General features: G+C 46.9%; 24 protein-coding genes. 14 read left to right on the forward strand and 10 right to left on the reverse strand.

Annotated elements, in window-relative coordinates; all coding sequences use genetic code 11:
• Positions 1-315 precede the first annotated feature (315 nt).
• Positions 316-2,064, reverse strand: a complete 1,749-nt coding sequence (locus tag OU421_RS11160) for a PAS domain-containing protein (protein WP_268186170.1) — start codon at positions 2,062-2,064, stop codon at positions 316-318.
• 639 nt (positions 2,065-2,703) lie between these two features.
• Between OU421_RS11160 and OU421_RS11165 the strand changes: the two genes are divergently transcribed.
• Genes OU421_RS11165 through OU421_RS11175 form a run of 3 tightly spaced genes read left to right on the forward strand, consistent with a single transcriptional unit; the run spans position 2,704 to position 4,416 of the window.
• The gene (locus tag OU421_RS11165) at positions 2,704-3,384 is read left to right on the forward strand and encodes a diphthine--ammonia ligase (protein ID WP_268186171.1); all 681 of its coding nucleotides are present in this window, start codon (positions 2,704-2,706) and stop codon (positions 3,382-3,384) included.
• The gene (locus OU421_RS11170) at positions 3,381-3,956 is read left to right on the forward strand and encodes a type 1 glutamine amidotransferase (protein ID WP_268186172.1); all 576 of its coding nucleotides are present in this window, start codon (positions 3,381-3,383) and stop codon (positions 3,954-3,956) included. The genes OU421_RS11165 and OU421_RS11170 overlap by 4 nt, the downstream gene beginning before the upstream one ends.
• On the forward strand, positions 3,940-4,416 hold the full coding sequence (locus OU421_RS11175; RefSeq protein ID WP_268186173.1) for a DUF134 domain-containing protein: 477 nt from the start codon (positions 3,940-3,942) through the stop codon (positions 4,414-4,416). Before OU421_RS11170 ends, OU421_RS11175 begins: the two co-directional genes overlap by 17 nt.
• 16 nt (positions 4,417-4,432) lie before the next feature.
• Here the strand turns inward: OU421_RS11175 and OU421_RS11180 are convergent, their stop codons facing one another.
• The 6 genes from OU421_RS11180 to OU421_RS11205 form a co-directional block, all read right to left on the reverse strand.
• Complete coding sequence (locus tag OU421_RS11180) at positions 4,433-5,578, reverse strand: hypothetical protein (RefSeq protein WP_268186174.1); 1,146 nt, start codon at positions 5,576-5,578, stop codon at positions 4,433-4,435.
• Positions 5,579-5,808: 230 nt separating this feature from the next.
• Entirely contained in the window at positions 5,809-6,762 is a 954-nt protein-coding gene (locus tag OU421_RS11185) for a methyltransferase domain-containing protein (RefSeq protein WP_268186175.1), read from the reverse strand.
• Between the two features lie 120 nt (positions 6,763-6,882).
• Positions 6,883-8,013, reverse strand: coding sequence for a molecular chaperone DnaJ (gene dnaJ / locus OU421_RS11190; protein WP_268186176.1), 1,131 nt, complete (start codon positions 8,011-8,013; stop codon positions 6,883-6,885).
• Positions 8,014-8,018: 5 nt separating this feature from the next.
• On the reverse strand, positions 8,019-9,866 hold the full coding sequence (gene dnaK / locus OU421_RS11195; RefSeq protein WP_268186177.1) for a molecular chaperone DnaK: 1,848 nt from the start codon (positions 9,864-9,866) through the stop codon (positions 8,019-8,021).
• 4 nt (positions 9,867-9,870) lie between these two features.
• Positions 9,871-10,422, reverse strand: a complete 552-nt coding sequence (locus tag OU421_RS11200) for a nucleotide exchange factor GrpE (protein WP_268186178.1) — start codon at positions 10,420-10,422, stop codon at positions 9,871-9,873.
• Positions 10,423-10,553: 131 nt separating this feature from the next.
• Positions 10,554-11,960, reverse strand: a complete 1,407-nt coding sequence (locus tag OU421_RS11205; RefSeq protein WP_268186179.1) for a phosphoadenosine phosphosulfate reductase domain-containing protein — start codon at positions 11,958-11,960, stop codon at positions 10,554-10,556.
• 98 nt (positions 11,961-12,058) lie between these two features.
• Here OU421_RS11205 and purH point away from each other — a divergent pair, with 98 nt between their 5' ends.
• From purH to OU421_RS11255, 10 genes are all read left to right on the forward strand, one after another.
• Entirely contained in the window at positions 12,059-13,546 is a 1,488-nt protein-coding gene (purH, locus tag OU421_RS11210) for a bifunctional phosphoribosylaminoimidazolecarboxamide formyltransferase/IMP cyclohydrolase (protein WP_268186180.1), read from the forward strand.
• 73 nt (positions 13,547-13,619) lie between these two features.
• Positions 13,620-15,110, forward strand: coding sequence for a 2-isopropylmalate synthase (locus OU421_RS11215; RefSeq protein ID WP_268186181.1), 1,491 nt, complete (start codon positions 13,620-13,622; stop codon positions 15,108-15,110).
• The gene (gene ilvB, locus OU421_RS11220) at positions 15,107-16,786 is read left to right on the forward strand and encodes a biosynthetic-type acetolactate synthase large subunit (protein WP_268186182.1); all 1,680 of its coding nucleotides are present in this window, start codon (positions 15,107-15,109) and stop codon (positions 16,784-16,786) included. Before OU421_RS11215 ends, ilvB begins: the two co-directional genes overlap by 4 nt.
• Positions 16,783-17,286: an acetolactate synthase small subunit gene (gene ilvN, locus OU421_RS11225; RefSeq protein WP_268186183.1), complete on the forward strand. Its 504-nt coding sequence runs from the start codon at positions 16,783-16,785 to the stop codon at positions 17,284-17,286. Before ilvB ends, ilvN begins: the two co-directional genes overlap by 4 nt.
• Positions 17,287-17,483: 197 nt before the next feature.
• Complete coding sequence (locus OU421_RS11230) at positions 17,484-19,001, forward strand: sodium:solute symporter family protein (RefSeq protein WP_268186184.1); 1,518 nt, start codon at positions 17,484-17,486, stop codon at positions 18,999-19,001.
• 44 nt (positions 19,002-19,045) lie between these two features.
• Positions 19,046-20,365, forward strand: a complete 1,320-nt coding sequence (locus OU421_RS11235) for a protoporphyrinogen/coproporphyrinogen oxidase (protein ID WP_268186185.1) — start codon at positions 19,046-19,048, stop codon at positions 20,363-20,365.
• Positions 20,366-20,418: 53 nt separating this feature from the next.
• Positions 20,419-21,342 (forward strand): ABC transporter ATP-binding protein, encoded by a 924-nt coding sequence (locus tag OU421_RS11240; RefSeq protein ID WP_268186186.1) that lies wholly within the window; start codon positions 20,419-20,421, stop codon positions 21,340-21,342.
• Between the two features lie 3 nt (positions 21,343-21,345).
• Entirely contained in the window at positions 21,346-22,065 is a 720-nt protein-coding gene (locus tag OU421_RS11245) for an ABC transporter permease (protein ID WP_268186187.1), read from the forward strand.
• A 105-nt stretch (positions 22,066-22,170) separates the two neighbouring features.
• Positions 22,171-23,040: an alpha/beta fold hydrolase gene (locus tag OU421_RS11250; RefSeq protein WP_268186188.1), complete on the forward strand. Its 870-nt coding sequence runs from the start codon at positions 22,171-22,173 to the stop codon at positions 23,038-23,040.
• Positions 23,041-23,045: 5 nt separating this feature from the next.
• The gene (locus OU421_RS11255; protein ID WP_268186189.1) at positions 23,046-23,264 is read left to right on the forward strand and encodes a hypothetical protein; all 219 of its coding nucleotides are present in this window, start codon (positions 23,046-23,048) and stop codon (positions 23,262-23,264) included.
• A 388-nt stretch (positions 23,265-23,652) separates the two neighbouring features.
• Here the strand turns inward: OU421_RS11255 and OU421_RS11260 are convergent, their stop codons facing one another.
• The 3 genes from OU421_RS11260 to OU421_RS11270 all read right to left on the reverse strand — a co-directional run bounded on the left by OU421_RS11260 (position 23,653) and on the right by OU421_RS11270 (position 25,526).
• Positions 23,653-23,784 carry a hypothetical protein gene (locus OU421_RS11260; RefSeq protein WP_268186190.1) on the reverse strand — a complete coding sequence of 44 codons (132 nt, stop codon included), beginning with the start codon at positions 23,782-23,784 and terminating at the stop codon, positions 23,653-23,655.
• 315 nt (positions 23,785-24,099) lie between these two features.
• Positions 24,100-24,891, reverse strand: a complete 792-nt coding sequence (locus OU421_RS11265; RefSeq protein WP_268186191.1) for an ABC transporter permease — start codon at positions 24,889-24,891, stop codon at positions 24,100-24,102.
• Between the two features lie 2 nt (positions 24,892-24,893).
• On the reverse strand, positions 24,894-25,526 hold the full coding sequence (locus tag OU421_RS11270) for an ABC transporter ATP-binding protein (protein ID WP_268186192.1): 633 nt from the start codon (positions 25,524-25,526) through the stop codon (positions 24,894-24,896).
• Between the two features lie 226 nt (positions 25,527-25,752).
• Here OU421_RS11270 and OU421_RS11275 point away from each other — a divergent pair, with 226 nt between their 5' ends.
• Positions 25,753-25,938, forward strand: coding sequence for a hypothetical protein (locus tag OU421_RS11275; RefSeq protein WP_268186193.1), 186 nt, complete (start codon positions 25,753-25,755; stop codon positions 25,936-25,938).
• The last annotated feature ends 92 nt before the right edge of the window (positions 25,939-26,030 follow it).

Here is a 26,030-nt window from a genome sequence, read left to right on the forward strand (position 1 = left end):
AAGCGCGGATTTTTTCATTTTTGACAGCACTCAATGCATGCATCAATCAGGGAAGCGCGGATACCGGTCGCAGGAAGATTTTGTGACAGAGGGGTGGGGAAGATAACAGATACAGGAGCTCCAAAAGATGGTCAATTCCCGATTCGGTGAAGGGGATACGATTTTACAAACGATCTATCATATAGCCAAAAGGACAGCCCATCTATACTTGTTTTCGCCGTGGTTACATCAGGAATTGTGATCGCGAATTCTGAGGATCCCTTGGGTTAATAATTGGTCTCTCAAAATCTGATGGTATAGGGCGATTGAAAAAATTCAGGCTATGTTGTTTTGTATGGTGGTGCTCGTTTGAGAGTGATTGAAACCCGATATCTCATCTGAAATGTCCCTTTTAACAACAATAATTTTTTCGACTTCTCCGTCAGAATTTATCATAGGTGAAAGTGAAAAGTCAAATGTTCTGCTCTGAATTTCATCTACAAATATGTCCGGTTCTTTTGAAAAGATGATTTCGGATGCAATACTACTGATGGTTTGACCGGTATCTTTTGGGAAAAACTCATAGATGCTTCTCCCGGCAATCGACGTACCGTTCAGCGATTTATCCGAACAAAATTTTTGTATATATTCGCAGGAAGATTGGTTTATTGACAATATGCGGCCGTTCAAATCAATGAGGAATGAGTTATCATTTATTGAATTCAGTAAAAACCGGGTATTTTCTTCGTTGCGTCTCATGGCTTCTTTCGCTCGTTTTGTTTCGGTAATGTCTTTTCCGATGAACTGGAATTCATGAATTGTCCGGTCGGTGTCATATAGTGGAGATATTCTGCTTTCTATCCATGTGGGTTTCCTGTCTTGTTGCTGGATACGAAATTCTATTTTTATTGATTCGTTTTCCGTATCCGCAAGACTCATGGACGTCTGGATCAGTTTCCTGTCATCCGGAAGGATATTCAGGGATTCAAGAGTATTTTTCCCCGGGGTTTTATTCTGAAGATTGAAATATCTCCGGAATGCTTCATTACCATACTGTATGGACTGGTCGGGCGATATCCGGAAGATAAGTTCCTCCTGTCCCTCTACAATGTCCTGATATCGGTTTTCACTCAATTTCAATGATTTTTCCGCGATTTTCCTCTCAGAGATATCTCTCATGATGTAAAGAACAACCCGTTTGTCCTGCAGGAAAAATACATGGGCACTGGCTTCTGCCGGGAATGTGGTTCCGTTTTTTCGTACCTGCATTCCTTCATATATTGCATGGCAATTCTCTCTCAGGTCATTTCTGATTGCGCCCGTTTCATCGTGGAATTTGGCGTTAAATATGTCATCAAATTCTGTCCGAAAAAGTTCATCTCTGGTATAGCAGAGTTGTTTGCAGGCTGTATCATTGACGTCAATTAATGAACCTATTCTGAGGGCATCGGTGATTTCGTAGAGAAATATCGAATCATTTGCGTTGTGCAACAGATTTTGAAATTTGGTTTCATTTTTTATGAGTTCATCCTGTATCCTTTTTTCTTCGGTTATGTCTTTTATGATAATAATCAGGCCGTAATCTCCTCCTTCAAGGGCCGAGGGGATGTATTTGATAAAAAAATCGTATTTTTTATTGTCATGGGTAAGGTTCATTTTTATACTGTCAATATCTCCCTTTTCAAAGGAATTGTCAATGAATGGTATGAGACTCTTGTCACTTATGATGGGGAATGTTTTCTCATAAATTTCCTGGTTAAGTACATCATTTGCGTTGTAATGGAAGAATTTCAGGTATGAATCATTTGCCTGAACGATTTTTCTCTCCTGATTCAGGAGAACGATTAGATCCGGAGAACAATTGAGTAATGAACTGACAGGTATCCGGTGAGAGAGTGTGTAGACTTTTGCATTACCAATGACCCGCAGATCAACTTTGCCCAATGCCAGTAGAATCTGTAGATATTTTGCGATAGAATTTCGGTGCGTGCTTGTGACGTGAGATATTTCTGTTATTGTCATTCCCCTCGATTTGAACTTCAGCACGTTCTGTATTCTATCGAGCATTTCCTGCTCGCCAGGCATAGGTGATGGATGGATAATCAAATATTTTAATGTATGTTTCAATCAGTAGTAATATTCTTTGATAATTTTTCAGTTTTTTATAATTTGCAGCTCTATTCTGTAGTATATTTTTAATACACTCCGTATATGTGATCTAGTGTGAGTTTCTTTAATATCCTCCGTCCCTGTGATATGATATAAATAGTTTGTTAATTTCGGTTTTTTTGTAAGACTGGACATATAAGAGGTTTATAATAATCCGGATGATGCATATTTTCAGTTAATTTCATCAGCTTTATTGGTCTCATACGCATTCATCCGGGCAGACCAGAAATATTGCATATTTGCCTATTTTATAATTTAAACGGGTAATAGCGAAATATTCGTTCGGTGACCGATTCAATGAAGGTTCTCTCAGCGTATCCGGATGAATGTTTGTACAGTTCTTTGGACAGATGTGAAATAATACGTTGCAGGGCCATGCAGGATAATTGGTTAATGGGAGAGATCAATTCAATTCATAGGTAAGGATTTATTTGAACTACCGCGATGACTCATATGCCGTATTGTCTCTTATCTTTATATCCATTCACTGTGAGATTATACCACCATTATCAGGTATGACTGATAACTGAGAAAACAGGATGTTGAAACATAAACATGAAACTTGGTGTGCTTTTTTCCGGTGGTAAAGACTCCGTATATGCCACATACCGGGCGATGCAGAAAGAGGAAGTCTCCTGCCTCATATCAATTGTATCTGAAAATTGTGAGAGTTACATGTTCCATACTCCGAATATTCACCTGACATCACTCCAGGCGGAGGCGATGGATATTCCTATTCTGGAGTATACCACACAGGGGATTGAAGAAGCGGAACTCGTTGACCTGAAACATGCGATATCGTGTGCCGTGGAGCAGTACGGCATTGAAGGTATTGTAACAGGGGCGGTGCTCTCGGTATACCAGGCAACCCGGATTCAGAAGATCTGTGATTCCCTTGATCTCTGGTGCTATAATCCTCTCTGGCACATCGACCAGGACCAGTATATGCAATGCCTGATCGATGAAGGGTTTGAAGTCCTTGTTTCCGGTGTTTTTTCAGCGCCTTTTGATGAAACCTGGCTGGGAAGGCGTATTGACGATGAAGCTCTCCGACTGTTGCGAATATATGCAGCAAAGTATGGTATCACACTCACCGGAGAAGGCGGAGAACTTGAAACTCTTGTGACGGATGCTCCGTTTTTTGTGAAAAAAATTGTTGTGCTTGAATCGGAATCCGTATATGCCAATTACAATGGCCGGTATATTGTTCTGCGTGCGGAGGTGGTAGAGAAATGATCGTTCTTCTTGATCTCTGTTATCGCCCCGGTTCCCTTGGTGAGGATGAATTTGTCCGCCCGATTGCAGATATTGTCAGGAACGGCAGATACCCGTATAAGATCTGCCATTTTACAGAATGGGACTCAGCCGCTGAGGATGATGTTGATGCAGTGATTCTCTGCGGGACACCCCTGAAAGACAACCTGTTTGCAGAAATGCCGGAATATTTTGCCTGGATCCCTGGATTTACCAAGCCTGTTCTTGGAATCTGTGCAGGTATGCAGGCATTGGTTCTTGCATATGGCGGTAGCATTATCGAAAAGTCTGAAATTGGCATGACTACCGTTCGAACTCTTGTATCCGGTGATCCGATATTTTGTGAGAATGAGTGGGCGGCATATGAATTACACCGGTTTTGTGGAGTTTTAGGCCGTGAATTTATGGTTCTTGCAGAATCAGATGCCTGTGTCCAGGCAGTGCGTCACCGGACAGACAGGGTATATGGGGTTATCTTTCATCCTGAAGTACGTAATCCATGGGTGGTTGAACGGTTCCTGAATCTCTTCGTCAGCGATGGCAGAACCTGTTGACAGAATATCAAATACCGTATGCATAAATAATTTTCAAATAGAAGATTCTGTACAGATGAGATGCTGCAGTAGCGGAGGACCAAAACCAGTCCGGCGTGGGAGGCCCCGTAAACGAAGGGCCCTCAACGAAAATTCTCAATATCGCTGTTATAAGCCGTGTTGCCATCCTGATGCTGATGGAAGGGTGAATGTGCTTGAACCCGAAGAACTTGAGGCGCTGAGACTAGTAGATTTACTGAATTATGACCAGGAATCTGCGGCCGCACAGATGGGAATATCCAGAAAGACTCTGTGGCGTGATCTCCATGCGGGCCGAACAAAGGTTGTTGAAGCCCTCGTTGAAGGTAAAAGGCTTGAGATGGGGGGGTGCACTGATTCTGAGAAAGAAAAATGCTGCTACAGAAATGGGGAGTGCAGATATACAGAACCCGTATCTGAAAGTGATTCTGGACGGGATTAGGTCCCGTTTTCCCTGTTCAGGCCCGTGTCAGGAACAAATCTGCGTATTTTCGGGCGACGTTCCCGCTGACTGTTGGCTTTAGTGATTCAAGCCAGAGGAAAAATCCTGTCATCTGGGGTGTGCGTTTGCTTTCCACACGGAAACCACCGGATTTCCGTACAACGACTTTCAGATATTCCTTTTTATTCCGTGACCGAAGGTATATGACCGGTTCAAATTCCGGAAGGTCCAGTGCAATAATTATTTTTGAAAAATCCTTGCTGATTCTATCCTGTGTATACTTTGTACCCTTTATTGTCAGTGTTTTTCCTTTCCAGATCTCCTGGGAACCGGATTCATGGAGAGCACCAAGAAGCAGTTTTTTTGCAAGAGGCGGGAGCTCATCCCTCTCCTGAAATTCTTCTTTTGGTTTTCCGGCACGTATTTCAGAAAGAATTCTGTCCCTTCGGTAATCATGAATTTGTTTGTAGTCGAAAGGCCGCTTTGGCTGAAGATCTTTCACATCAATTAATTTTGCGTGTTTGAGTGGTTTTCGTGGGATGCCTCTCGTGGAGGTGTTTGTCAGGAGATGTTTCAGTGTCTCACATGACTTTGTTACAATGAGTACACTCTCTGTTTCCCGCATCAGTCGTTTAACAATTGAGGAGCGAGATATATCAACCGAAGAAAAAAGGACAAATGGGACGGTAATCTGTCCATAGAGATAACCAAGCAGTTTCTTTTTATAATGTACTTCTTCTCTGAGCTCTTTGAGTTCGGTTCCGGATGTCACAACTTCTGCAAATCCGACTTTTCCGTCTCCTCCGACAAAGAGCATGTCCACTTCAGCGATGTCCTGACCATTTCCGCGGATGTTGATGTCCCCCCTGTTTGAAAAATACAGGCCATTTTGCCCAAATTTTGCAGGGATTGAGGGGAACGGGGCATCTGCTCCTTTGCGGACGATATACTGAATGTTGCCTGATCTGCGTGAGAATTCAAGCAGCATTTCATACATCAAAGATTCATACCATCGTCCTTCTGCTGCACGCATGGTTGAAATGTCATCTGAGAAGAGTTGTTTTTTCTCAATTTTTTTCAGATGTCTTATTGCCCGCTTTGAGATTGCTTTATTTGGATTACAGGATCTAAATGATTCCTTTATCCACCTGAGAGTATTCATGTGTGTACCTTTTTCGCCCAGGCAATGCGGAATTTTGTTGAATGATATTGATATTATTATCCGTGTTGCCTGCAGATATTTTCAACCGGATACTATATTAGTGTGGCGAACGTTATGAAAAAAATCGAAAAAATTCATAATGATAATATATCTATTTTTCCACGATGGGAACTGGACTTCATATTACGAATTAGCCTGGAGAGGGCTACCAGAATGTGATTTTCCCCTGATCATTCAAGGATCAGGATCTGTCTTGTCAGGCTTTTGTGAATCCGCTGGTAAAACTTTCTGACAACGGTGAAATTCTCTTCTGCCACTGACTGAATATCCACGTGGGTTACAATGACGCATCTCCCGCCGGGTTTAAGAATTCTGCGGATTTCCTGCAATGAATCGGAGTACAGCTGGTTCATTGACTCTGCCATGATGCAAACGGAGTGTCCGTAGGGAAGGTCCGTTACCACTGCATCAACAGAGTCATCTACAAGAGGGAGTTTTGTTGCATCTGCACGGAATAGATCCGCATCCGGCAGGTTTTTGCGGCACCCATCAATCATCATCTGGTCCATATCACTTCCAATGATCTTCATTCCACAGAGTTTTGCCTCCAGAAGTACTCCCCCTGTTCCACAAAACGGGTCACAGATGATTTCATCCGTCTTTGTCCGTGCGAGGTTCACCAGTGTGCGGGCAGTAATTGGCATCATCACACCCGGATGAAAGAACGGCCTGCGCATCGGATTTCTGTATTGATAACTCCCTCTGTCGATGTGCAGAATGACACGCCCAAAATAACATTTATCGCCCGCGATAATTGCCCGGTATTCCTGTTGTGGCGAATCAAGGGAAACCGGACCGTTGATATTAGCGCCAATCAGTCTTTCCAGGGATAGCTGAGACAGTGCTGTGGTGGCGTCCTCCATCTTCCGGACACGTGCGGCAAAGGTCTGCTCGGTTGTAATAGAGAGATCCTGAAGCATGGCAGTTATGCTTCTTTCATCAGCGTCACATGTGCCCAGATATTCCATGACCGTATGTGTCATGGCCAGCCGTTCGCAGGCGTCAGGGTCATCGCATTCGGCAACCGCAACCTGTGTTGCCCGTTCTTCTATGCATGCGAGTGTTTCCGCTTCTGCAAACGGCAGATCAGGATGCTCTCCGGAAAGTTCAAAGATACATTTCATATTCGGGTATAGTTCTACTCCATCCGGAGGGATAACTTCTTTGGAATAGGAATGGCAACATCGGTTCTACAGAATTTCAGTGAACGCAGGAAAGAAAAAAGAGAAATGATATGTTCCGGGTTATTTCATTTTGTCTTTCAGATCCTGGAAAAATCCCTTTGAACCATGCCCTGGTTCCTTGTTTCCTTCTAGTTCTAGGATTTGTTCGTAGAGTTCTTTTTCCTGTGATCCGGGATGTTTTGGAATGACAATCTTCATTCTGACAAGCAGATCCCCAGGTCTGCCGCGCCGGCGCACACCCTCTCCGGGGATCTTGAGGGCGGTATTATACTGAACCCCTGCAGGTACTTTCAGATCAATCTTTCTGCCGTCAATCGAGGTAATTGTGATGGATGTTCCCATAACTGCCTGAGCGGGGGATATCTCTGTTGTGGTTTCCAGATTGTCTCCGATACGGGTAAATTTGGGATTTGGCGTTACATGCACCTCGATAAAGAGGTCGCCATTCGGTGCACCCGGATCCCCTGCTTCTCCGTATCCCTCCATTCTCAGGCGCATGCCACTGTCGATCCCTGCAGGGATATTTACAGTAATTGTTCGCTTTACCCGTGAATGACCGCTGCCATTGCATTTTTTGCAGCGTTCTTCAGGGATTCGTCCTGACCCGCCACACTGTGAACAGGTTGCCATACTGACGAACTGACCGAACGGAGTATTGTTTGCACGACGTTCCTGTCCACTTCCCCCACAACGAGGGCAGACATTTGTCTTTTTGGTTTCACTCCCCGTTCCGTCACATGCCGGACAGGGTTCATTGTGCATCACATCGATGTCCCTGTCAACACCAAAGACTGCCTCCTGCAGGGTGATCTGGATACGCATTAAGAGGTCTGATCCGCGCTGTGGGCCCCGTTGTCCCCGGGAACCACCGCCAAAGAATGAATCAAAGATATCTCCAAACCCTCCGAAATCTGCGTTAAATCCTCCCGATCCATACCCGCCGCCCTGATATGAGCCTTTTGACGCGCTTGTGAAGGCATCATGGCCCAGCTGATCATACTGGGCCCGTTTCTGGGAGTCGGAAAGAACGCTGTATGCCTCGTTGATGTCTTTGAATTTTTCCTCTGCGCCCTCTTCCTTGTTGATGTCCGGGTGATATTTCTTTGTCAGACTCCGGTATGCTCGTTTAATCTCCTTTTCATCGGCATTACGCGGAATATTAAGGATGTCGTAGTAATTTTTCCCGGACATCCTGCTCACTCTTTCTTTTCATCCTGTACTTCATAGTCCGCATCGACAACGGTATCGTCGTCCTGTGCCGATGCCTGTGGTTCGCCGGTTTCGCCTGCAGCCTGTGCTTCAGCAGCAGCTTCCTGATACAGCCGGACAGTAACTGCATATACCGCTTCCGTGAGTGCCTCTGTTTCTGTCTTGATAGTCTCGGAGTCATCACCTTCAAGCGCCGCTTTTACCTTCTCTGCAGCTTCTTCAATGGATTTCTTCTCATCCTCGGTGATCTTGTCTGCAGAATCCTTCAGCAGTTTCTCGGAGGAGAAGACAGCAGTATCTGCATTATTGCGAATCTCAATTTCTTCGCGTTTCTTCCTGTCCTCTTCTTCAAACTCTTTGGATTTGTTGACCATTTCCTCTATTTCTTCGTCCGAGAGATGCTTGTCACCGGATATGGTGATGGCCTGTTCGTTTCCGCTTCCCAGGTCTTTTGCGGACACATTGATGATACCATTTGCATCGATATCGAATGAGACCTCAATTTGCGGGATGCCACGGGGTGCGGGTGGAATGCCGGTCAGCTGGAATTTCCCAAGGGTAAAGTTGTCTTTCGCAAGTGCACGTTCACCCTGCACAACATGAATTTCGACACTGGTCTGATTGTCTGCTGCAGTGGTAAAGATCTGGCTCTTTCGTGTCGGGATGGTGGTGTTTCGTTCGATGAGTTTTGTGGCGATTCCGCCCATGGTCTCAATGGAAAGGGTAAGCGGTGTGACATCAAGCAGCACAACATCCTTTGCTTCACCGGTCAGGACACCACCCTGAATTGCAGCACCGAGTGCAACACATTCATCCGGATTGATTCCCTTGTCTGCATCCTTTTTCAGGATCTCTTTGATCTTTTCCTGTACCATTGGCACACGGGTGGATCCGCCTACGAGGAGGACGTGATCGATTTCGCTTGCCTTAATACCGGAATCGTCAAGTGCCTGTCTGACTGGGCCAAGAGTCTTCTCTACAAGAGAGCCGATCAACTGTTCGAACTTTGCACGGGTGAGGTCGATGTCAAGGAATTTTGGTCCGGATGCATCTGTCGTGATGTATGGCAGATTGATATTGGTCTTCTGGACTGTCGAAAGCTCTTTTTTGGCGTTTTCTGCTGCATCGCGGAGACGCTGCATAGCCATCGGGTCCTTTGTCAGGTCAATACCTTCCTGTTTCTTAAATTCATCGACAAGGTAGTTGATGACACACTGATCAAAGTCGTCACCACCAAGATGGTTATCTCCTGCGGTAGCCTGTACTTCAAAGACACCGTCACCAAGAGTCATCACAGAAACATCGAATGTACCGCCGCCAAGGTCATAGACAAGGACAGTTGCTTCTTCTTCTTTGTCAACGCCATATGCAAGAGCACTTGCGGTTGGTTCATTGATGATACGCATCACTTCAAGACCCGCAATTTTTCCTGCGTCTTTGGTGGCCTGACGCTGTGCATCATTGAAGTATGCAGGGACAGTGATGACTGCTTTGGTAATTTTCTCTCCCAGGTATCCTTCAGCATCAGCCTTCAGTTTCTGAAGGATCATTGCTGAAATTTCCTGTGGCGTGTACTCTTTATCGTCGATCTTCACTTTGCGGGTGGAGCCCATGTCCCGCTTGATTGATATGATGGTGCGTTCCGGGTTGGTGATTGCCTGTCTTTTTGCGACACTTCCAACAAGGCGTTCTCCGTCTTTGGAGAATGCCACAACTGACGGTGTTGTCCGTCCACCTTCTGCATTTGGAATGACTGTAGATTTACCGCCTTCCATGATTGACATACACGAGTTTGTAGTACCAAGGTCTATTCCAAGAATTTTTTCTGAAGCCATATTTTTATTCCTCTGTTGTTTTTCCCTGTGACACTGCGACTCTGGCGCAGCGAATTACTTTTCCTTTTCTGCAATATCCCGGTTCAATTTCATCAATGACTGTTCCTTCACTACAGTCTGAGGGAACGTATGCCACTGCTTCCTGTGTTTCGGGGTTAAATGGAAGGTTCAGACAATCGATCTTAGTGATTTCATGATGATTCAGGACTGATTCAAGCAGTTTATGAATGTGTTCGACACCTTCGCGAAGGGTACTTTCATCTGCCGTTAGTGCCCGTTCAATGTTGTCTGCGACAACCAGCACTTCACGTGCAAAGTGTTCAACAGCGCGGTTTGAGCGCTCTTCTGATTCGCGTGAGACACGTTTTTTGTAGTTCTCAAAATCAGCAGCAAGCCGAAGATACCGGTTGTTTTGTTCATCACATTCCCGGTACAGTTCAACAAGGCGTTCAGCATCAGTGAGCTCTGTCTGGTCATTTTCTGCCATATCAGAGGACTCGGTGCCTTCCAAAGGTGCAGATGTTTCATCATTTTTCAGGTCCGGATTATCTGTCATGATTTCCCCTGCCATTGTGGCATTGTATGATCGATATACCTAATTTATGGTTAGTGGTTCTATATATATTTTGTGCTTAAAACAACAATGAATCGGTGTATATTTGGTTGGATTTAAAAAAAAACGTGTATTTAGTGCCTTTTTTTATTTTTTATTGATTTTTGCACTTTTATTTGAATTCCTCTCTCTTTCATCAGAGTAACCATTTTAGGGGGCGGGCTCTTCCACCGCCACCATCCACATTGCATTGCAGCATCAGAAATATGCTCTTTTTTCGCATGCCTGCCGATAATTTTCTCCCATTCAGCAATTTTTTCCGGGTGAAGTTCTTTCGTAATTTCATATTCTGATTCAAGCATCGCAGGGCACATCCAACAGCCAACGCGCTCAAAACCCCGTTCGTATAATGGATTTACCGCAAGCTCACGCCACCAGATATACAAAAATACTTCTAATGCTCTCCATCCCCGGATGGGGGAAATGTTCAGCTGGCCGGAGTAATAGGGATTAACCGCAACTCCGGGGAGTCCTGCCCGTGCAAATGATTCATACCAGCGGTTCCCCTGGACGGTGACACAATCACCTTTTGTTTCTCTCCACATGCGTACGGGTTCCAGTTTCAGGTATTCGCAGCACCAGCGGTGATCTTTTGCAGGGATCCCGTTTTTCCTGAGTCCTTCCTGGAAATCCTGACCGTGGAGAATCAATGGGATTCCAAGTGAATCAACAAATGCTGTTGTTTCCGGAAATTCCAGTCCGGTATCGACATAGTAGCAGTCAGTGACACCTGCCTTTCGGGCAAGTTCGCGAACAACGACACTATCTTTGCCCCCGGAAAATGCAACATTGCATTCAGGCCGGACATCTTTTTGAGATTTGATAAATCGTATGGCATGCCGTTCCAGATTTTTAAGGTGCGGTTTGTTGCAGCGAATTACCTGCTCTCTGTCCGGGTCTGGCAGTTCTATGTGGCGGGGTCTTCCCAGACTTTTTACTTTCACCACATTGTTTCGCAGCCATCCGGTACCGTATCGTCCGTTTGCATGAACAATAACCGGTCCGTCGGTAAGGTCTGATTTGCAGTGAATATTTTTCCCGCCCATGTGGCGGTTCCCTTTTTCTGCAATCTCATCGGTGATGTCAACAATTCCTTTTGAAATTTCATCAATGACAAAGGGAAGTGCATCGGGGGTGAGTTCCACGGTATATTCCCGCAGAAGGGGATCAAACGTAAGCCGGCTGAACACAACGCCATTTGCGATGATAGTGTCAGTGCGATCGATGCCGCCAGATTTATTTAAGAGAAGAAATTTAGGAATGGTTTCAATACCAAATCGGTTTTTCAGGTATTCCTTGATGATATTTCTGTCATGCTCCAGTGCAGGACGTACATCATACGGTTTTGTAAGGGGTATTTCATACCCTGGTGTTTTGCACCCGCAGGTCGATGCAACAAGGGGGACATTGCACTCCGGGCACCAGAACAGGCTTTCCCGAAATGGTGGTTCTCTGACTGTTTCTCTGGCAGGTTTTCTCATATATTGGTATAGTATGTGTTGTTCTAACGCAAAAATACGTGTTACCACTGCATAGTCTGTTCATTAGATTCATAATATCTCACGCTGATAGTATGCGCATGAAGACTGCACTTCTCTCTGTGTGGGACAAGACCGGAATTGTTGAACTGGCTCGTTTCCTGTCTGAATCCAATATTGCAATTCTGAGTTCGGGAGGGACTGGAAAGGTCCTTGCAGAAGCAGGAATTCCTTTTACGGAAGTATCAGAATATACCGGATCCCCTGAAATGATGGATGGACGTGTGAAGACTCTTCATCCAAAGATTCATGGGGGCCTTCTCGGCCGGAGAGGAAAGGATGATCAGGTGATGGAAGAACAGGGAATCGGACCGATTGATCTCCTTGTCGTGAACCTCTATCCCTTTGAAGAGATGGCAAAAAAAGACCTTTCTCTCCCTGAACTGATCGAATTCATCGATATTGGCGGCCCTGCGATGATCCGTTCTGCAGCCAAGAATTTCCACGATGTTGCGGTTGTCATTGATCCATCTGATTATCAGGCGGTGATGGATGATATAAAGGAGGGCGGACTTTCAGAAGAAGACCGTCTGCATCTTGCCCGCAAAGTCTTTGCACGCACCGCATCGTACGATGCGGCTATCTCAAATTATCTGTACAGTATCGACCGTGAATTCCCGGAGATATATTCATTCCAGCTCACAAACGGCCGTGAACTCCGCTATGGTGAGAATCCCCACCAGAAGGCAGCAGTATATGGCAAGAGTGGTATTGCCGTGCAGATACCGCTTCAGGGCAAACAGATGTCCTATAACAATTATCTTGACGCTGATGCCGCAACAGCCCTTCTGCATGAGTTTGATGAACCGGCAGCAGTCATTGTGAAGCATAACAACCCCTGTGGAGTTGCAACAGGTGACGCGCTTCTTCCTGCATACCTAGGTGCCCGTGACGTTGACCCTGTTTCCGCATACGGCTCGGTTGTTGCCTTAAACCGTGTGGTGGAGGATGATGTCGCAGAAGAGCTTGCATCCACCTTTGTTGAGGTTGTCATTGCGCCCGGATATACAGATTCCGCACGCGAAATCATGAAGAGAAAGGAGAATATGCGTATTCTGATCCTACCGGAAAAGGAAAATGAACCTGCTGTGCGGTCAATAAACGGAGGTGCCCTCATTCAGGTATCACCTGATTCAATCACCGATAACTGGCGTGTGGTAAGCGAGCGTGAACCCACCGCAACTGAATATGCGTCAATGAAGATGGCACTGAAGGTATGTCAGCACACAAAGAGCAATACCATCATTTTCGCCAACCCAACAGCCACCGTTGGTATTGGTGCAGGCCAGATGAGCCGTGTCGATGCGGCAAAGATTGCTGTTGAAAAGGCTCTCTCTTCTCTTGAAGGCACATCTGTTGCATCTGATGCATTCCTCCCGTTCCCTGATGCACTGGAAGAAGCTGCAAAGGCCGGTGCGACAGCACTCATTCAGCCGGGTGGTTCCATCCGTGACCAGGAAGTGATTGATGCGGCGAACCGACTGAATATTGCGATGGTTTTCACAGGAATCCGTCATTTCAGACATTAATTCTCTTTTTTCCTTCAGGCAAACGGTTATATCATTTTCCAGCCATTGATAATTTATGGTGAGAAGCCTATGAGTGAGTGCTTTATTTGTCGATAAGCCACATTTTTTAGACACCACCCTGAGGGATGGTGAACAGACACCGGGTGTAACGCTGACTCCTGATCAAAAGTTGGAGATTGCCTGTGCCCTGTCTGATATTGGAATAGATGTTATCGAAGCTGGTTCTGCCGCTGCGTCAGTTGGAGAGCTTACGGCAATCGGATTAATCTCTGATGCCGGGCTTGGTACTGAATGCTGCACGTATGTGCGGGCACTGCCCTATGATATTGATCTTGCAGCGGACGCTGGTGCTGATTCTGTACACCTCGTTGTGCCGGTGAGTGATCTGCACATTGTTGAGAAGATGGGCAAAACCCGCGATGAGGTATATGCAATGGCAATGTCTGCCGTAACGTACGCAAAGGAACGGGGACTTATTGTTGAACTTTCCGGCGAGGATGCATCCCGTGCAGACCAGGCGTTTCTGGCCCACCTCTTTACTGACGGTGTTGCCCATGGTGCCGATCGGCTCTGTTTCTGTGATACAGTGGGAATTCTGACACCGGAACGAACCGCTGAATTTATACCTCCGCTCACGGAGATTGCGCCTGTTAGTATCCACTGCCATAATGATCTCGGATTTGCACTTCCGAATACTATCGCCGCATTGAAGTCAGGTGCCTCATGTGCACATGTTACGGTGAACGGACTGGGCGAACGTGCAGGCAATACCCCCTTTGAGGAGGTGGTAATGTCCCTTGAAGTCCTCTATGGGAGAGATACCGGCATTCAGACGGAGAAGATATATCCGCTTTCAACACTGGTGGCACGCCTGACAGGCATTGATCTGCCGGCGAACAAGGCCATTGTCGGATCCATGGCATTTACCCATGAAAGTGGGATTCATGCACATGGTGTGCTCAGAAATGCACGGACATATGAACCGGTACCGCCTGAGATGGTTGGAAGAACCCGAAGAATTGTTCTTGGTAAACATTCCGGGAAAGCATCTGTTGAGGCGTCCCTGAATGAACTGGGGTATACCGTAACTTCAGAACAGCTCACCGCCATTCTTTCGCGGATAAAACAACTGGGAGATGAAGGAAAACGGGTCACCGATGCGGACCTGATGGCAATCGCAGATACGGTTCTGCAGCTCGTCTGCACACCGGCGATACGCCTGCAACAGTATACGGTGGTCTCCGGGAACCGGTCTACCCCGACCGCGTCGGTGACGATGGCGGTGAACGGGAATGAAATAACCAGTGCGGCCACCGGGAACGGACCCGTTGATGCCGCGATCAAGGCATTACAGGGTTCTGTTTCCGATATTGCGGATATCAGTCTGGAAGATTATCATGTGGATGCCATAACTGGTGGTGCGGATGCACTGGTAGATGTAACAGTTAAATTGAGGAAAGACGGAAAAGTAATAACATCCCGTGGCGCCCGGACTGATATAATCACCGCGAGTGTCGAAGCAGTAATCGCCGGGATGAATCGACTATTGAGGGATGATAAATGAAAACCGGGGCTAAAATACTAGTTGAGAGCCTGCTGCATGAAGGGGTGAATACCATTTTTGGATACCCCGGCGGCACTGTTTTGCCGATATATGATGAACTATATGATTCTCCACTCCGGCACATCCTTGTTCGCCACGAACAGGCAGCAATTCACGCTGCAGACGGATATGCACGGGCAAGCGGCAGAGTTGGTGTTTGCCTTGCAACGTCCGGGCCTGGTGCCTGCAACCTTGTGACAGGTATTGCCACTGCCTACATGGATTCGGTACCGGTTGTGGCGATCACCGGACAGGTCCCGACCACACTGCTGGGAAATGATGCATTTCAGGAATCTGACATCACCGGAATTACCCTTCCTATAACGAAGCACAGCTATCTGTTGAATAATGTGCGTGATGTTGGGAAGACTGTTCATGAAGCCTTCTATATCGCAGGCACCGGTCGAATGGGGCCGGTTTTAATTGATGTCCCGAAGGATGTTCAGACCGATGTTGTAAATGAACCTGAGGCAGTGCCGGAGAAGGTTTCGATACGCGGGTATCAGCCGACAGTGCGGGGACACCCGAAACAGATTGAAAAGGCTGTCGGTATGATATCAGGTGCTGAGCGTCCGCTAATCTATGCCGGTGGGGGAGTGATTGCATCCGGTGGTGATGCAGAGCTTATCCGTCTCGCAGAGGCCCTGATGATACCAGTCACGACCACCCTGATGGGGCTTGGTGCCATTCCGTCTCATCATCCGTTGAACCTGGGGATGCTTGGCATGCACGGGACACAGAGTGCCAATTATGCGGTCACGGAATGTGACCTCCTCATTGCCATTGGCGCACGATTTGATGACCGTGTGACCGGAAAACTTGAGTCGTTTGCTCCGAATGCACAGATAATTCATATTGATATTGATCCCGCTGAGATCGGAAAAAATAAGGCTGTGGATCTTCCGATTGTAGGAGATGTCGGTCATGTGCTCAGAGAGATAAATAAAAAGCTGACGAAAAAAACGGTTCAGGGTCTATGGAACGGACGAATCGCCGAATGGAAACAGCAATCCGGAGAAAAGAAGGTTTTGGATACCAGCATCCTGACTCCTCAGTATGTCGTCAGGACCCTTTCCGATATCCTTGATGGTGCCGGTATCATTGTGACAGAGGTAGGCCAGAATCAGATGTGGGCCGCACAGCATTTCTCATTTACCCGTCCACGCCAGTGGATCTCATCCGGTGGCCTTGGTACAATGGGGTATGGATTTCCTGCTGCGATTGGTGCCAGTATTGCCTGTCCTGATGAAGCGGTGATCGATATTGCAGGAGATGGCAGTTTCCAGATGAATATTCAGGAACTTGCTACGGTTGTTCAGTATAACATTCCGGTAAAGGTCATGATCTTAAACAACCAGTATCTTGGCATGGTCCGCCAGTGGCAGGAGTTGTTTTATGACAGGCGGTATTCCTATACTGAAATGCCGTCCGTTGATTTTGTCGGTATTGCAAAGGCGTATGGGGTGCCGGGAATGTGTGTGACTGATCCGGCCGATGTAGGGGATGCAATACAGACATCTCTTGCACATGATGGGCCGTATATTCTTGACTTCAGAATAGAGCGTGAGGAGAATGTCATGCCGATGGTTCCCGCCGGTGCTGCAATCAATGAAATGATACTGGGGGAGAATAGATGAGGCCACATACCATATCCGTGCTCGTGGAAAATCGTCCGGGTGTCCTTTCGCGTGTGGCCGGTCTATTTACCCGCCGTGGGTTTAATATTGAAAGTCTTGCCGTTGGCACCTGCGAAGAGCCGGGCATGAGCAGAATTACTGCCGTTGTTATTGCAGATGACGAAATTATCGAGCAGGTGAAAAAACAGCTCAATAAACTCATCAATGTCATTAAAGTGAGCGACATTACCTACACGGAACATGTGGCACGGGAAATTGCACTGATTAAAGTCGCTGCTGAACCGGGGAGTTCACGTGCTGAAGTGATGCAACTGGCAGATAATTTCCGCGCCCGGATTATCGATGTCGGGACACGCACCGTCATTCTGGAAGTGACGGGGGACACCGGGAAGATTGATGCGCTGGAGAAACTTCTCCACCAGTATGGCATCAAAGAACTGGTGCGAACCGGAAAGATCGCTATGCCGCGCGGTTCAAAGACCATATCATCCAAAAAATAATATTTTGCTATTTTTCTCTGAAATTTTCAACCTGATCCGGAAAAATGGCAATTATGTTATATGCTAGCATGCTACATACTAGCATAGTTACATGTTTGGATTACCGGTAATAACGTTAGTGTCTGTGGCCTGTGCGCTTGCAGTCTGTTTTGGTCTCCTTATCTGGTGGGGGCTGCATTTCAGGGGTGACGAGTCAGATGTCTGATATTCTGACCATTGGCATCATCGCCCTGTATGGGATCATGCTCATCGGTATCGGAAGCTGGGCTTCAAAGAAGATTCATAACACGGAAGATTATATTCTCGCAGGCCGTTCGCTTGGATTCTGGGTGTTCACGATCCTGATGGTGGCATCGGTATGTTCGGGGATGACACTCGTTGGTGTCAGCGGATTTGGGTATGCATCGGGATGGCCGGGTATCTGGGAACAGATCTTTGTTCCACTCGCAGCATCCTTTGCCATCATCGTCTTCGGCGCGAAACTCCATGCCGTCTCCAAAAAAACCGGGTATATGACGGTCGAGGATTATCTCGCACACCGGTATGAAAGCCCGCGAACGGTGCGGGGGCTCGCTGCGGTCGCAGGGATTGTGGTCTCCCTGATTTACCTTGTTGGACAATATACGGCAATCAGTCTTGTGCTGGTCTGGCTCTTTGAGATTCCCCACACGACAGCGCTCATAATATCAGCTGTGATTATCACCGTCTATACGGTTATCGGCGGAATGTATGCCGTCTCGTGGACCACGCTCATTCAGGGGATAATCCTCATTGTCGGTGTCCTCATCATGGCGCCACTCGTCATCATCTCGGCAGGTGGTCTGACCCACATCAACGAGGTGTTGTCATCAATTGATCCGAATATGGTGCAGCCGTTCTATCCCTCCCCTGCCTATGCGGCATACGCTTACTGCACACCGGAATTTCTGTTCTCGTTTGGCATTCTTCTGATGGTAGGCCTTGCCTGTGCTCCGCATGTCATAAATAACATCCTCGCTGCAAAAGAGACCAAATTCTTCAAATGGTCTCCGCTTGTGGCATTTGGGATTTATGCCGTTGTAATGTTTCTGGTGAAGTTCACCGGGTTTGGCGTGCGGGCACTGGTTGAGGAAGGCAAACTCCTGCTCCCCGCAACCGTGAACACACAGGACTTTGCGTTCATGTACGGGATAGAATATGCTATGCCAAGCATGCTTATATGGGCGTTCTTTGCGGTGATTGTGCTTGCGGCGGTCATGTCAACAACGGATCGGCTGATGCTCACCATCGGCACCCTCTTTTCCTGGGATGTCTACCGGAATCTGCTGAAACCCACAGCTCCGGACAGAGAAGTGTTGAAGGTAAGTCAGGTGTGTGTCGTCATTGCAGCCGCAGTGTCACTGTTCCTTGCAATCAATCCGCCTGAGATGCTTGCATGGCTGATCTGGATGGGAATCGGTGTAATGCTCGCAACCTTTGCTGTGCCACTTCTCGCCGCACTCTACTGGCGGCGGGCGAATGGGGCCGGTGCTATTGCAAGTATGCTTGCCGGACTCATTGGCTCCGGTATCTTTGGATATTATCACAAGTTTATTTCACCGCTGCCGGTGCATTTCAGTCTCTTCGCACTGGTACTCTCTCTTGCTGCAATGGTTGTATTCAGCCTTATGACACCGAAAAACAGTGAAGAAGTACTGGATGCCACACTGACCGGACCATACATCCAGCCGAAATAATTTTCCCTTCCTTTTTTATTCCTCTACGGCATAATATTGAGACTGTGACGACAGCAATAATCGGTGGCGGACTGACGGGTGTCACACTTGGCAGGCTCCTTGCCGCACAGGGTGAGGACGTAATCATTCTTGAGCGTGACCGCGTATACGGGGGGTTGTGCCGTTCCCATACCGCGAATGGATTTACCTTTGATGACGGTGGGTCGCATATCATATTCTCGCGTGATGCAGAGGTGCAGTCGTTTATGCGTGATGTGCTGCAGGAGAACAAGGCTGAGCGCAACCGCAATACCAAGATCTTCTTTAAGGGAGCCTATGTCAAGTATCCGTTTGAAAACGGCCTTGCCGAACTCCCTCCCGAAGACCGGTTCTACTGTATCAATGAATATGTCAAAACGCTCATCGCGCTTGAAAAAGGAGAGTTGCAGCCTCCGGAAAATTTCCGGGAATGGATTCTCTATACCTTCGGCGCCGGGATTGCAGACCTCTATATGATCCCGTATAACGAGAAGATCTGGAATTACCCGGCAGAGAAGATGTCCCTGCACTGGGTGGATGGCCGAATCCCCCGCCCACCGGTGGAGGATATCATCAAATCCGCTGTGGGCATTGAAACCGAGGGTTATACGCACCAGTCGGTATTCACCTATCCGGTGACAGGCGGGATTGAAGCATTAGTCCGTGCGATTGCAGCACCCGTTGAAGATAAAATCCGGTGTGGCTTTTCTGTCTCGTCCATTCAGAAGACTGAGGATGGATTTGTCATCTCAAACGGTACCGAGACGATTACGGCTGATCGCTGTATCTCGACAATTCCTCCTCAGGAGCTCCTGCCGTGCCTTTCGGATGTGCCGCAGTCAGTTGCGGAGGCAACGGCAGCACTGCGGTATAATTCCCTCGCATCTGTCTGCATCGGGGTATCGCATCCGGTCAATGATTATTCGTGGCTCTATGTGCCCCAGAAGGAACTGGGCATGTTCAACCGTATTTCATTCCCGTCCAACTACTCTGAAGAAGTAGCGCCTGACGGGCAGTCGTCAGTCCTCGCGGAAATCACCTTCAACGAGGGCGATGACGTCTCACGGATGACGGATGAGGAATTAATTGCACACACCGTGAAGGGGCTCACTGAGATGGAGATTCTTGATTCGCCTGATGATGTTGTCTATTCCGCTGTCCGGCGGCAGAAATACGCATATGTCGTCTATGACCTTGCATATCAGGAGAATGTTAAAACAGTGCTTTCTTATCTCAGGACGGAGGGGATTGAACCTGTCGGGCGGTTTGGTGAGTTTGAATACCTGAATATGGATGGGTGCATTCGTCGTGTGCTCGAGTTTTTGGATTTGAAAAATCCGGCATGAGAAACAGAATGCCAGCGATTTTTTCGGATATACCAATTGAACTGGAGTGAACTATGGAGAACGTTGTTTCAGTAACCAGTCTGAAAAAAACCTTTGATAATAATACGGTTATATCCGGCATCACATTTGATGTATTCAGAGGGGAGATTTTTGGCTTTCTGGGTCCCAACGGTGCCGGAAAAACCACCACAATGAGGATCCTTTTGGGACTGTTGCGGCCGGACTCAGGGAGTGCCCTGGTATTTAGCCAATCCCTTGAAACCAGTGATAATACCCGTGCACGTGTCGGTGTATTACTGGAGAATAACGGCCTGTTTGATAAACTCACCGCATATGAGAACCTGAAATATTATGCAGACCTGTATGGCATTTTGGATGTTGAAGAGCGAATTACAGAACTTTTGGAGTTTACCGACTTAACCGCAAGAAAGGACACACTGGTCGGGACATTTTCCACCGGAATGAAGAGGAAGCTGGGTATTGCACGGGCCATTCTGCACCGCCCGGAGGTGCTGTTTCTGGACGAACCCACCTCAGCGCTTGATCCGGAAGCACAGAAGATGGTCCGCGACCTGATCGTTCATCTGTCGGGAGATGAATCGATGACGGTATTTTTGAGTTCCCATAATCTTGATGAAGTGCAGAAGATATGCAGTCGTGTGGCCATTCTTCACGGAGGCAGGATAAAGGCTCTGGACTCTGTGGAAAATCTCCGGAAAAACCGTGGTGTTACGAATGTGAAATTCACGCTTTCGGATTCTGCGCAGGTATGTGAGGCATCTTCCATTGTTTCCGCAATACCTGATGTCTCTGATTTTTCCGAGACCGAAACCGGATTTTCCATAACCCTCTCCGGGTCATCCGCATCGCCGGTCATATCCCTCCTCTGCAGTGCCGGGATTAATATCGAAGAGGTGGTAAAGAACAGACGCTCGCTTGAAGATATTTATATTGAAATTATGAGAGAGGAGGTGTAACAGATGAATCCAATCCTTGTGGTCGCAAAAAAAGAGATGAAACAGATCGCAAAGAACCGGTCTCTGATAATAGGCATCGTTATTTTCATGGGCATCTTTGGTGGGATGACCTCCCTTGGTGCGATCATGTCGGTTATCGAGGGTGATGCGGGGAGTATTGTATCAACACTTGATTCCCTTATGATGTATCTTGTGCTGGTGCTGGGTGTCTTTAGCGGATATTTTTTCTCTTCACAGGCGTTCCTGGGTGAAAAGACCGAAGGGACAATCGAAACGCTGCTCTGCTCCCCTCTGCCGTTGCGAGACATCTGGCTGGGTAAAGTTCTTGGCGTGATGGTGCCCTCCTATGCGGTTGCACTCCTCATTGCGGCAGTATTGGTGGCTCTTTCAAACATGGCAGCAGACGTTCTGGTATTGCCTTCTGTTGTCATGATGCTGTTTGTGCTCATGGTTGTCCCGGTCTATATCGCATGTGCCATCGGCATGTTAGGGTTCGTCCAGTTGCTTTTGGGTATGAGAGAGAACCAGATAATAAATATCGTGGTGATTATCGGATTTATTGTAGCAATCTCCGTTTTCGACAGTCTTGTGACGGAAGGACTGATTGTGATGTCCGCTCCGGTTGTGGGGGTGATGTTTCTTCTGGGCATTCTTCTGATAGCCGCTATCGGGTACATGACCCGGATATTAAGCCGGGAGAAGATTGTAACGACCCTTCCCTGAGGACGGGGATTCTGTTTTTATTTTTTACCTCTGGAGAAATAGTCTCTGAAGCCAAAATTATATATCCTGCCAAATGACATCTTCAAGAAATCCGAAAGGTTTCTGATGTCCAGCCAATTATCCTCATTCAAAAGCCCAAAGGGTGAAGCCGAGTATCAATTAACTTATGATGCTGTTCTGAAACTGTGGCCGGTACCTTTTGAAGAAATTGATATAATAACCTCCTTCGGAACTACCCATGTCATCGCGAGTGGTTCGAAAGGGTCGCCATCACTGCTTGTACTGCATGCCTGTGGCGTAAGTTCAACGATGTGGTTCCCAAACATCAGCGCCTTAAGTAGCGCCTATCGTGTTTATGCTGTCGATATCATTGGTGAACCGGGAAAAAGCCACCAGTCCCGGTTACTCAGAGATAGGGAGGATTGCGCGAACTGGCTGGGCGAGGTAATGAAGGGTTTGGGTTTAAAGAGAACGAATATTGCCGGATTATCGTATGGGGGGTGGCATACGCTCAATTTTTCTTTATTTTTCCCGGATAAAGTTAACAAAATTGTCGCTCTTGCACCTGGAGCTTCCATTCTGCCGTTCAGCTGGCTGGTGCTCTTAATGCTCCGCCTGCTCCCTTACGTGCCCTTCAAACCGAACCCGTTTAAGAGTTTTTTTAACAAGGGTTTTCACCCTAACGAATTGTTTTCCAGGCAATTTGCGAGTGGGATAAAACATTTTCGCTATGCTGACCCTCAGGAAAGTATTTTTACCAACGTCTTCAGTGAGGCTGAGCTCAGCAGAATCAATGTTCCAACACTTTTTATTGTCGGCGAAAATGAGATTATTTATGATCCCATCGCTGCAACTGAAAAGGTCAATCGACTAATACCGAACGCCGAAACAAAACTGGTCCCGAATGCAAGCCATTTGGTCTCAATGGAACAGCCCGCACTGGTAAACAACCATATTTTAACATTTCTGGAATAACTATCGTGCTGATTATTGGGTTTATTGCGGTGATCTCCGTTTTTGACGGCCTGGTGACGGAAGGAGTGATTTGTGATGTCCGCTCCGGTCGTGGGAGCGATGTTTATTCTGGGTATTCTTCTGTTGGGAGGGATAGGGTTCATGACCCGGATATTAAACCGGGAGAAAATTTTAACGACCCTTCCCTGAGGACAGGGATACTATTTTTTATTTTTTACGGCTGAAAAACGATCTCTGATGTCAGAGGATCATATGAACCTGTCTTGGGTTGTACGTTGCATATCCTGCAATATCTTGCAATCCCGGATTGCAAAGTTATATTCGAATATACAGGTCTGAATGTACAATTTATGGCCGTATCGTTGAATAATGTGTTATCTTTGCAATGTTTTGCGGATCACAGGCATTACCATGCCTGAGAGCGGTGTCTTCCGGGGTGCTGTATGTTCCCTGCAAAGTACGCAAAATGCCTGTATACTCTGTACACCTCATTCTATTCTCTTCTTCTTTTGTACAATACAAGGCATTTTGACCAGCAATCTTCTTTGCAAGATTTCCGGTTTTTTTATGCAAAGATGTTGTAATATTGCAAACATGGAGTTCATTTTTTCGTTATGCCACGGCGTTTCTGTTGATACCGTCGATTATTTTCCTTATGGTTATAATGTCCGTCATATCAAAGATTTCAGAGATACTTCCGGCATCGGTGAATGGCGATTCCATGAGTATCCGGGTATCCTTCATGAGTCCGTTTATGGCGATGTAATCAATGATTTTTTGACGAAATCCATCTGGCGGAAGTCAGGGTTTGCACTGTGATGTATTCCTGTCAGCATTTCATCCCGGAATCTAAAATATATGCGTTCTTTTGCTGAGGAATGCCCAGACAATAATTTCGTGCAGCAGATTGCTGCGCAAAAACCCAGGTTACGCAATGGCGTTATTCTTGACAATGTAAGAGATGTACAAGAGATTATCCGTCAGATTACAAGTATCTATTACGAGCGTTCCAATCTGTCAGGAAACAGAGAGGAGAGTGGTCCCTCCCGAGACCGTTTCTTATTTCCTCAGAAATATCTCTTTATTTAGCATGCCAAACTCATCGAAGCTTGCGTACGACGTGAGAACGATGGAAAGCGTGACGCAGACGGTTCTCGACGCATATATGGTAAACATCAGTGCTATCTGATAGGTGATAGCGGTCATCGGGGAGAGACCGGCAATCAGCTGTCCGGTCATCATCCCGGGGAAAAAGACAATGCCCATAACAGCGACATTCCCGAGAGAGGGCATGAGTGCGGACCTGAGTGCTGTCCTGAAATACGGGAGGAGTGCCTCTGTTCTTTGTGCACCGAATGAGAGCCAGGAAATATACCGGTTTTCGTTTCTGAGCAGGTCATTGTAGAAGAGAGACACCCCGATGATCGAGCCGCCAAGGGAGTTGCCCAGGAGCATTCCACCGATAGGGAGTAAAAACCTCGCGTCAGACAACCCGCCATCCTGGAGAATCAGCGTCTCGAAATAGACGAGAAAGAGGGTGGTCGTAATGACAAAGGCAGCAACAGTTGGCAGGTAGAGTTTTCTGATGTTTAAATCCTGTTTGCGTACGGACTCATATGCTGCAACGGCGATCATGATACATAACCAGACCACATTGAGAAGAGGGTTGTTATATTCAAAGAGTACTGTCAGATAAATGCCTGCAAGGCCCAGTTGAACAGACATCCGAAGGAAGGACCAGACGGTGTCCCGCACCATAGGGAGGTGGGTTTTGTGCATCACAAAAACGGGAATTATAATCAGGATGATTGCAAAGAAGAGGCCTGTCACAGGAATTGCAGCTGTCTCCATGGTTAGTTTCCTCCTACAGGAATGATACGGACATTGTCACGGTACCAGGCATCGTCGTGTGATATGGCAATGACGGTCCAGTCATCATGGGAAAGAAAATACTCTGCCACTCGGCTCTTCATCAGGCCGTCAAGGGCCGCTGTGATCTCATCAAGGAAAAAGATCGTCCGTCCTAAGAGAAGTGAGATGATAATCGCTATTCTCTGTTTTTCCCCGCCGGAAAGCGAGCGGAAATCTTTATCCAGAATGGTCTCATCCAGAGAAAACAGGGTGAGGTATTCGTTCAGGGAGGTTTCGTATGGAACCTTCTTGTTTGCCGCGTATGCAAAGACGCCTGCAATTAATTCCCTGACATTTCCTTCCCCAATATCGGTATCCTGTGAAATGTACGCGGTCTCCTGCCGTATCTTCCATGCAGTATCCGCATCAATCTCATGCGTCCGGTAGAAAACCATGCCGGCATGTGGTCTTGCATACCCCTGTGCCATCTTCAGAAGAGTTGATTTCCCGGAGCCGGAGGGCCCCCTGAGAATGACCTTCTCACCTTTGCATACGGTGAGGGAAAAATGATCGATTATTGTTTTTTCATCAAACACGATGGATACATTTTCATATCTGATGATCTCTTCGTCCATGATGTCTGTTTCTCCGTTTTTCAGGTAAGGTAATTGACGGGTAAGGGGTTATGTGTTTCACTCCCTTTCACCAACTGATAACTGTACACTTCGAATACGTTACCTCAATACGGTTAATTTGGTGAAAAAAACCTCAGCACCATTCAATAAATATTAATTTATTGATGAAAATTGTGGGACGGTAGTGTATGAGTATGCATAAATAAATTCCGTGTGAACCCTGATTATGACCTATACTCCAAGAGAACTTGTTATTTTTGCGGGAAGTCTTGTTGCAATCATTGCAAGTATCTATAATATCATCGAAGGTGCCACCGGAACCGGATTGTATGTTTCTTGTTTTGTTATCCTGATGTTTATCATCGTTATTGTCATGACGCTGAAGAATGAATCAAAACCGGCGGAGATGTAACGGGGTCATCCCTCCCGCTCCATTTTTGCCACTTTGTTTATCCTCTATACTCTCTTTTTAAACCCCAGTAGTGGGGAATCGGAGGTCAGAAT

It is taken from the genome of Methanogenium organophilum (genome assembly GCF_026684035.1).
In the GTDB taxonomy this organism is placed as follows: Archaea; Halobacteriota; Methanomicrobia; order Methanomicrobiales; family Methanomicrobiaceae; genus Methanogenium; species Methanogenium organophilum.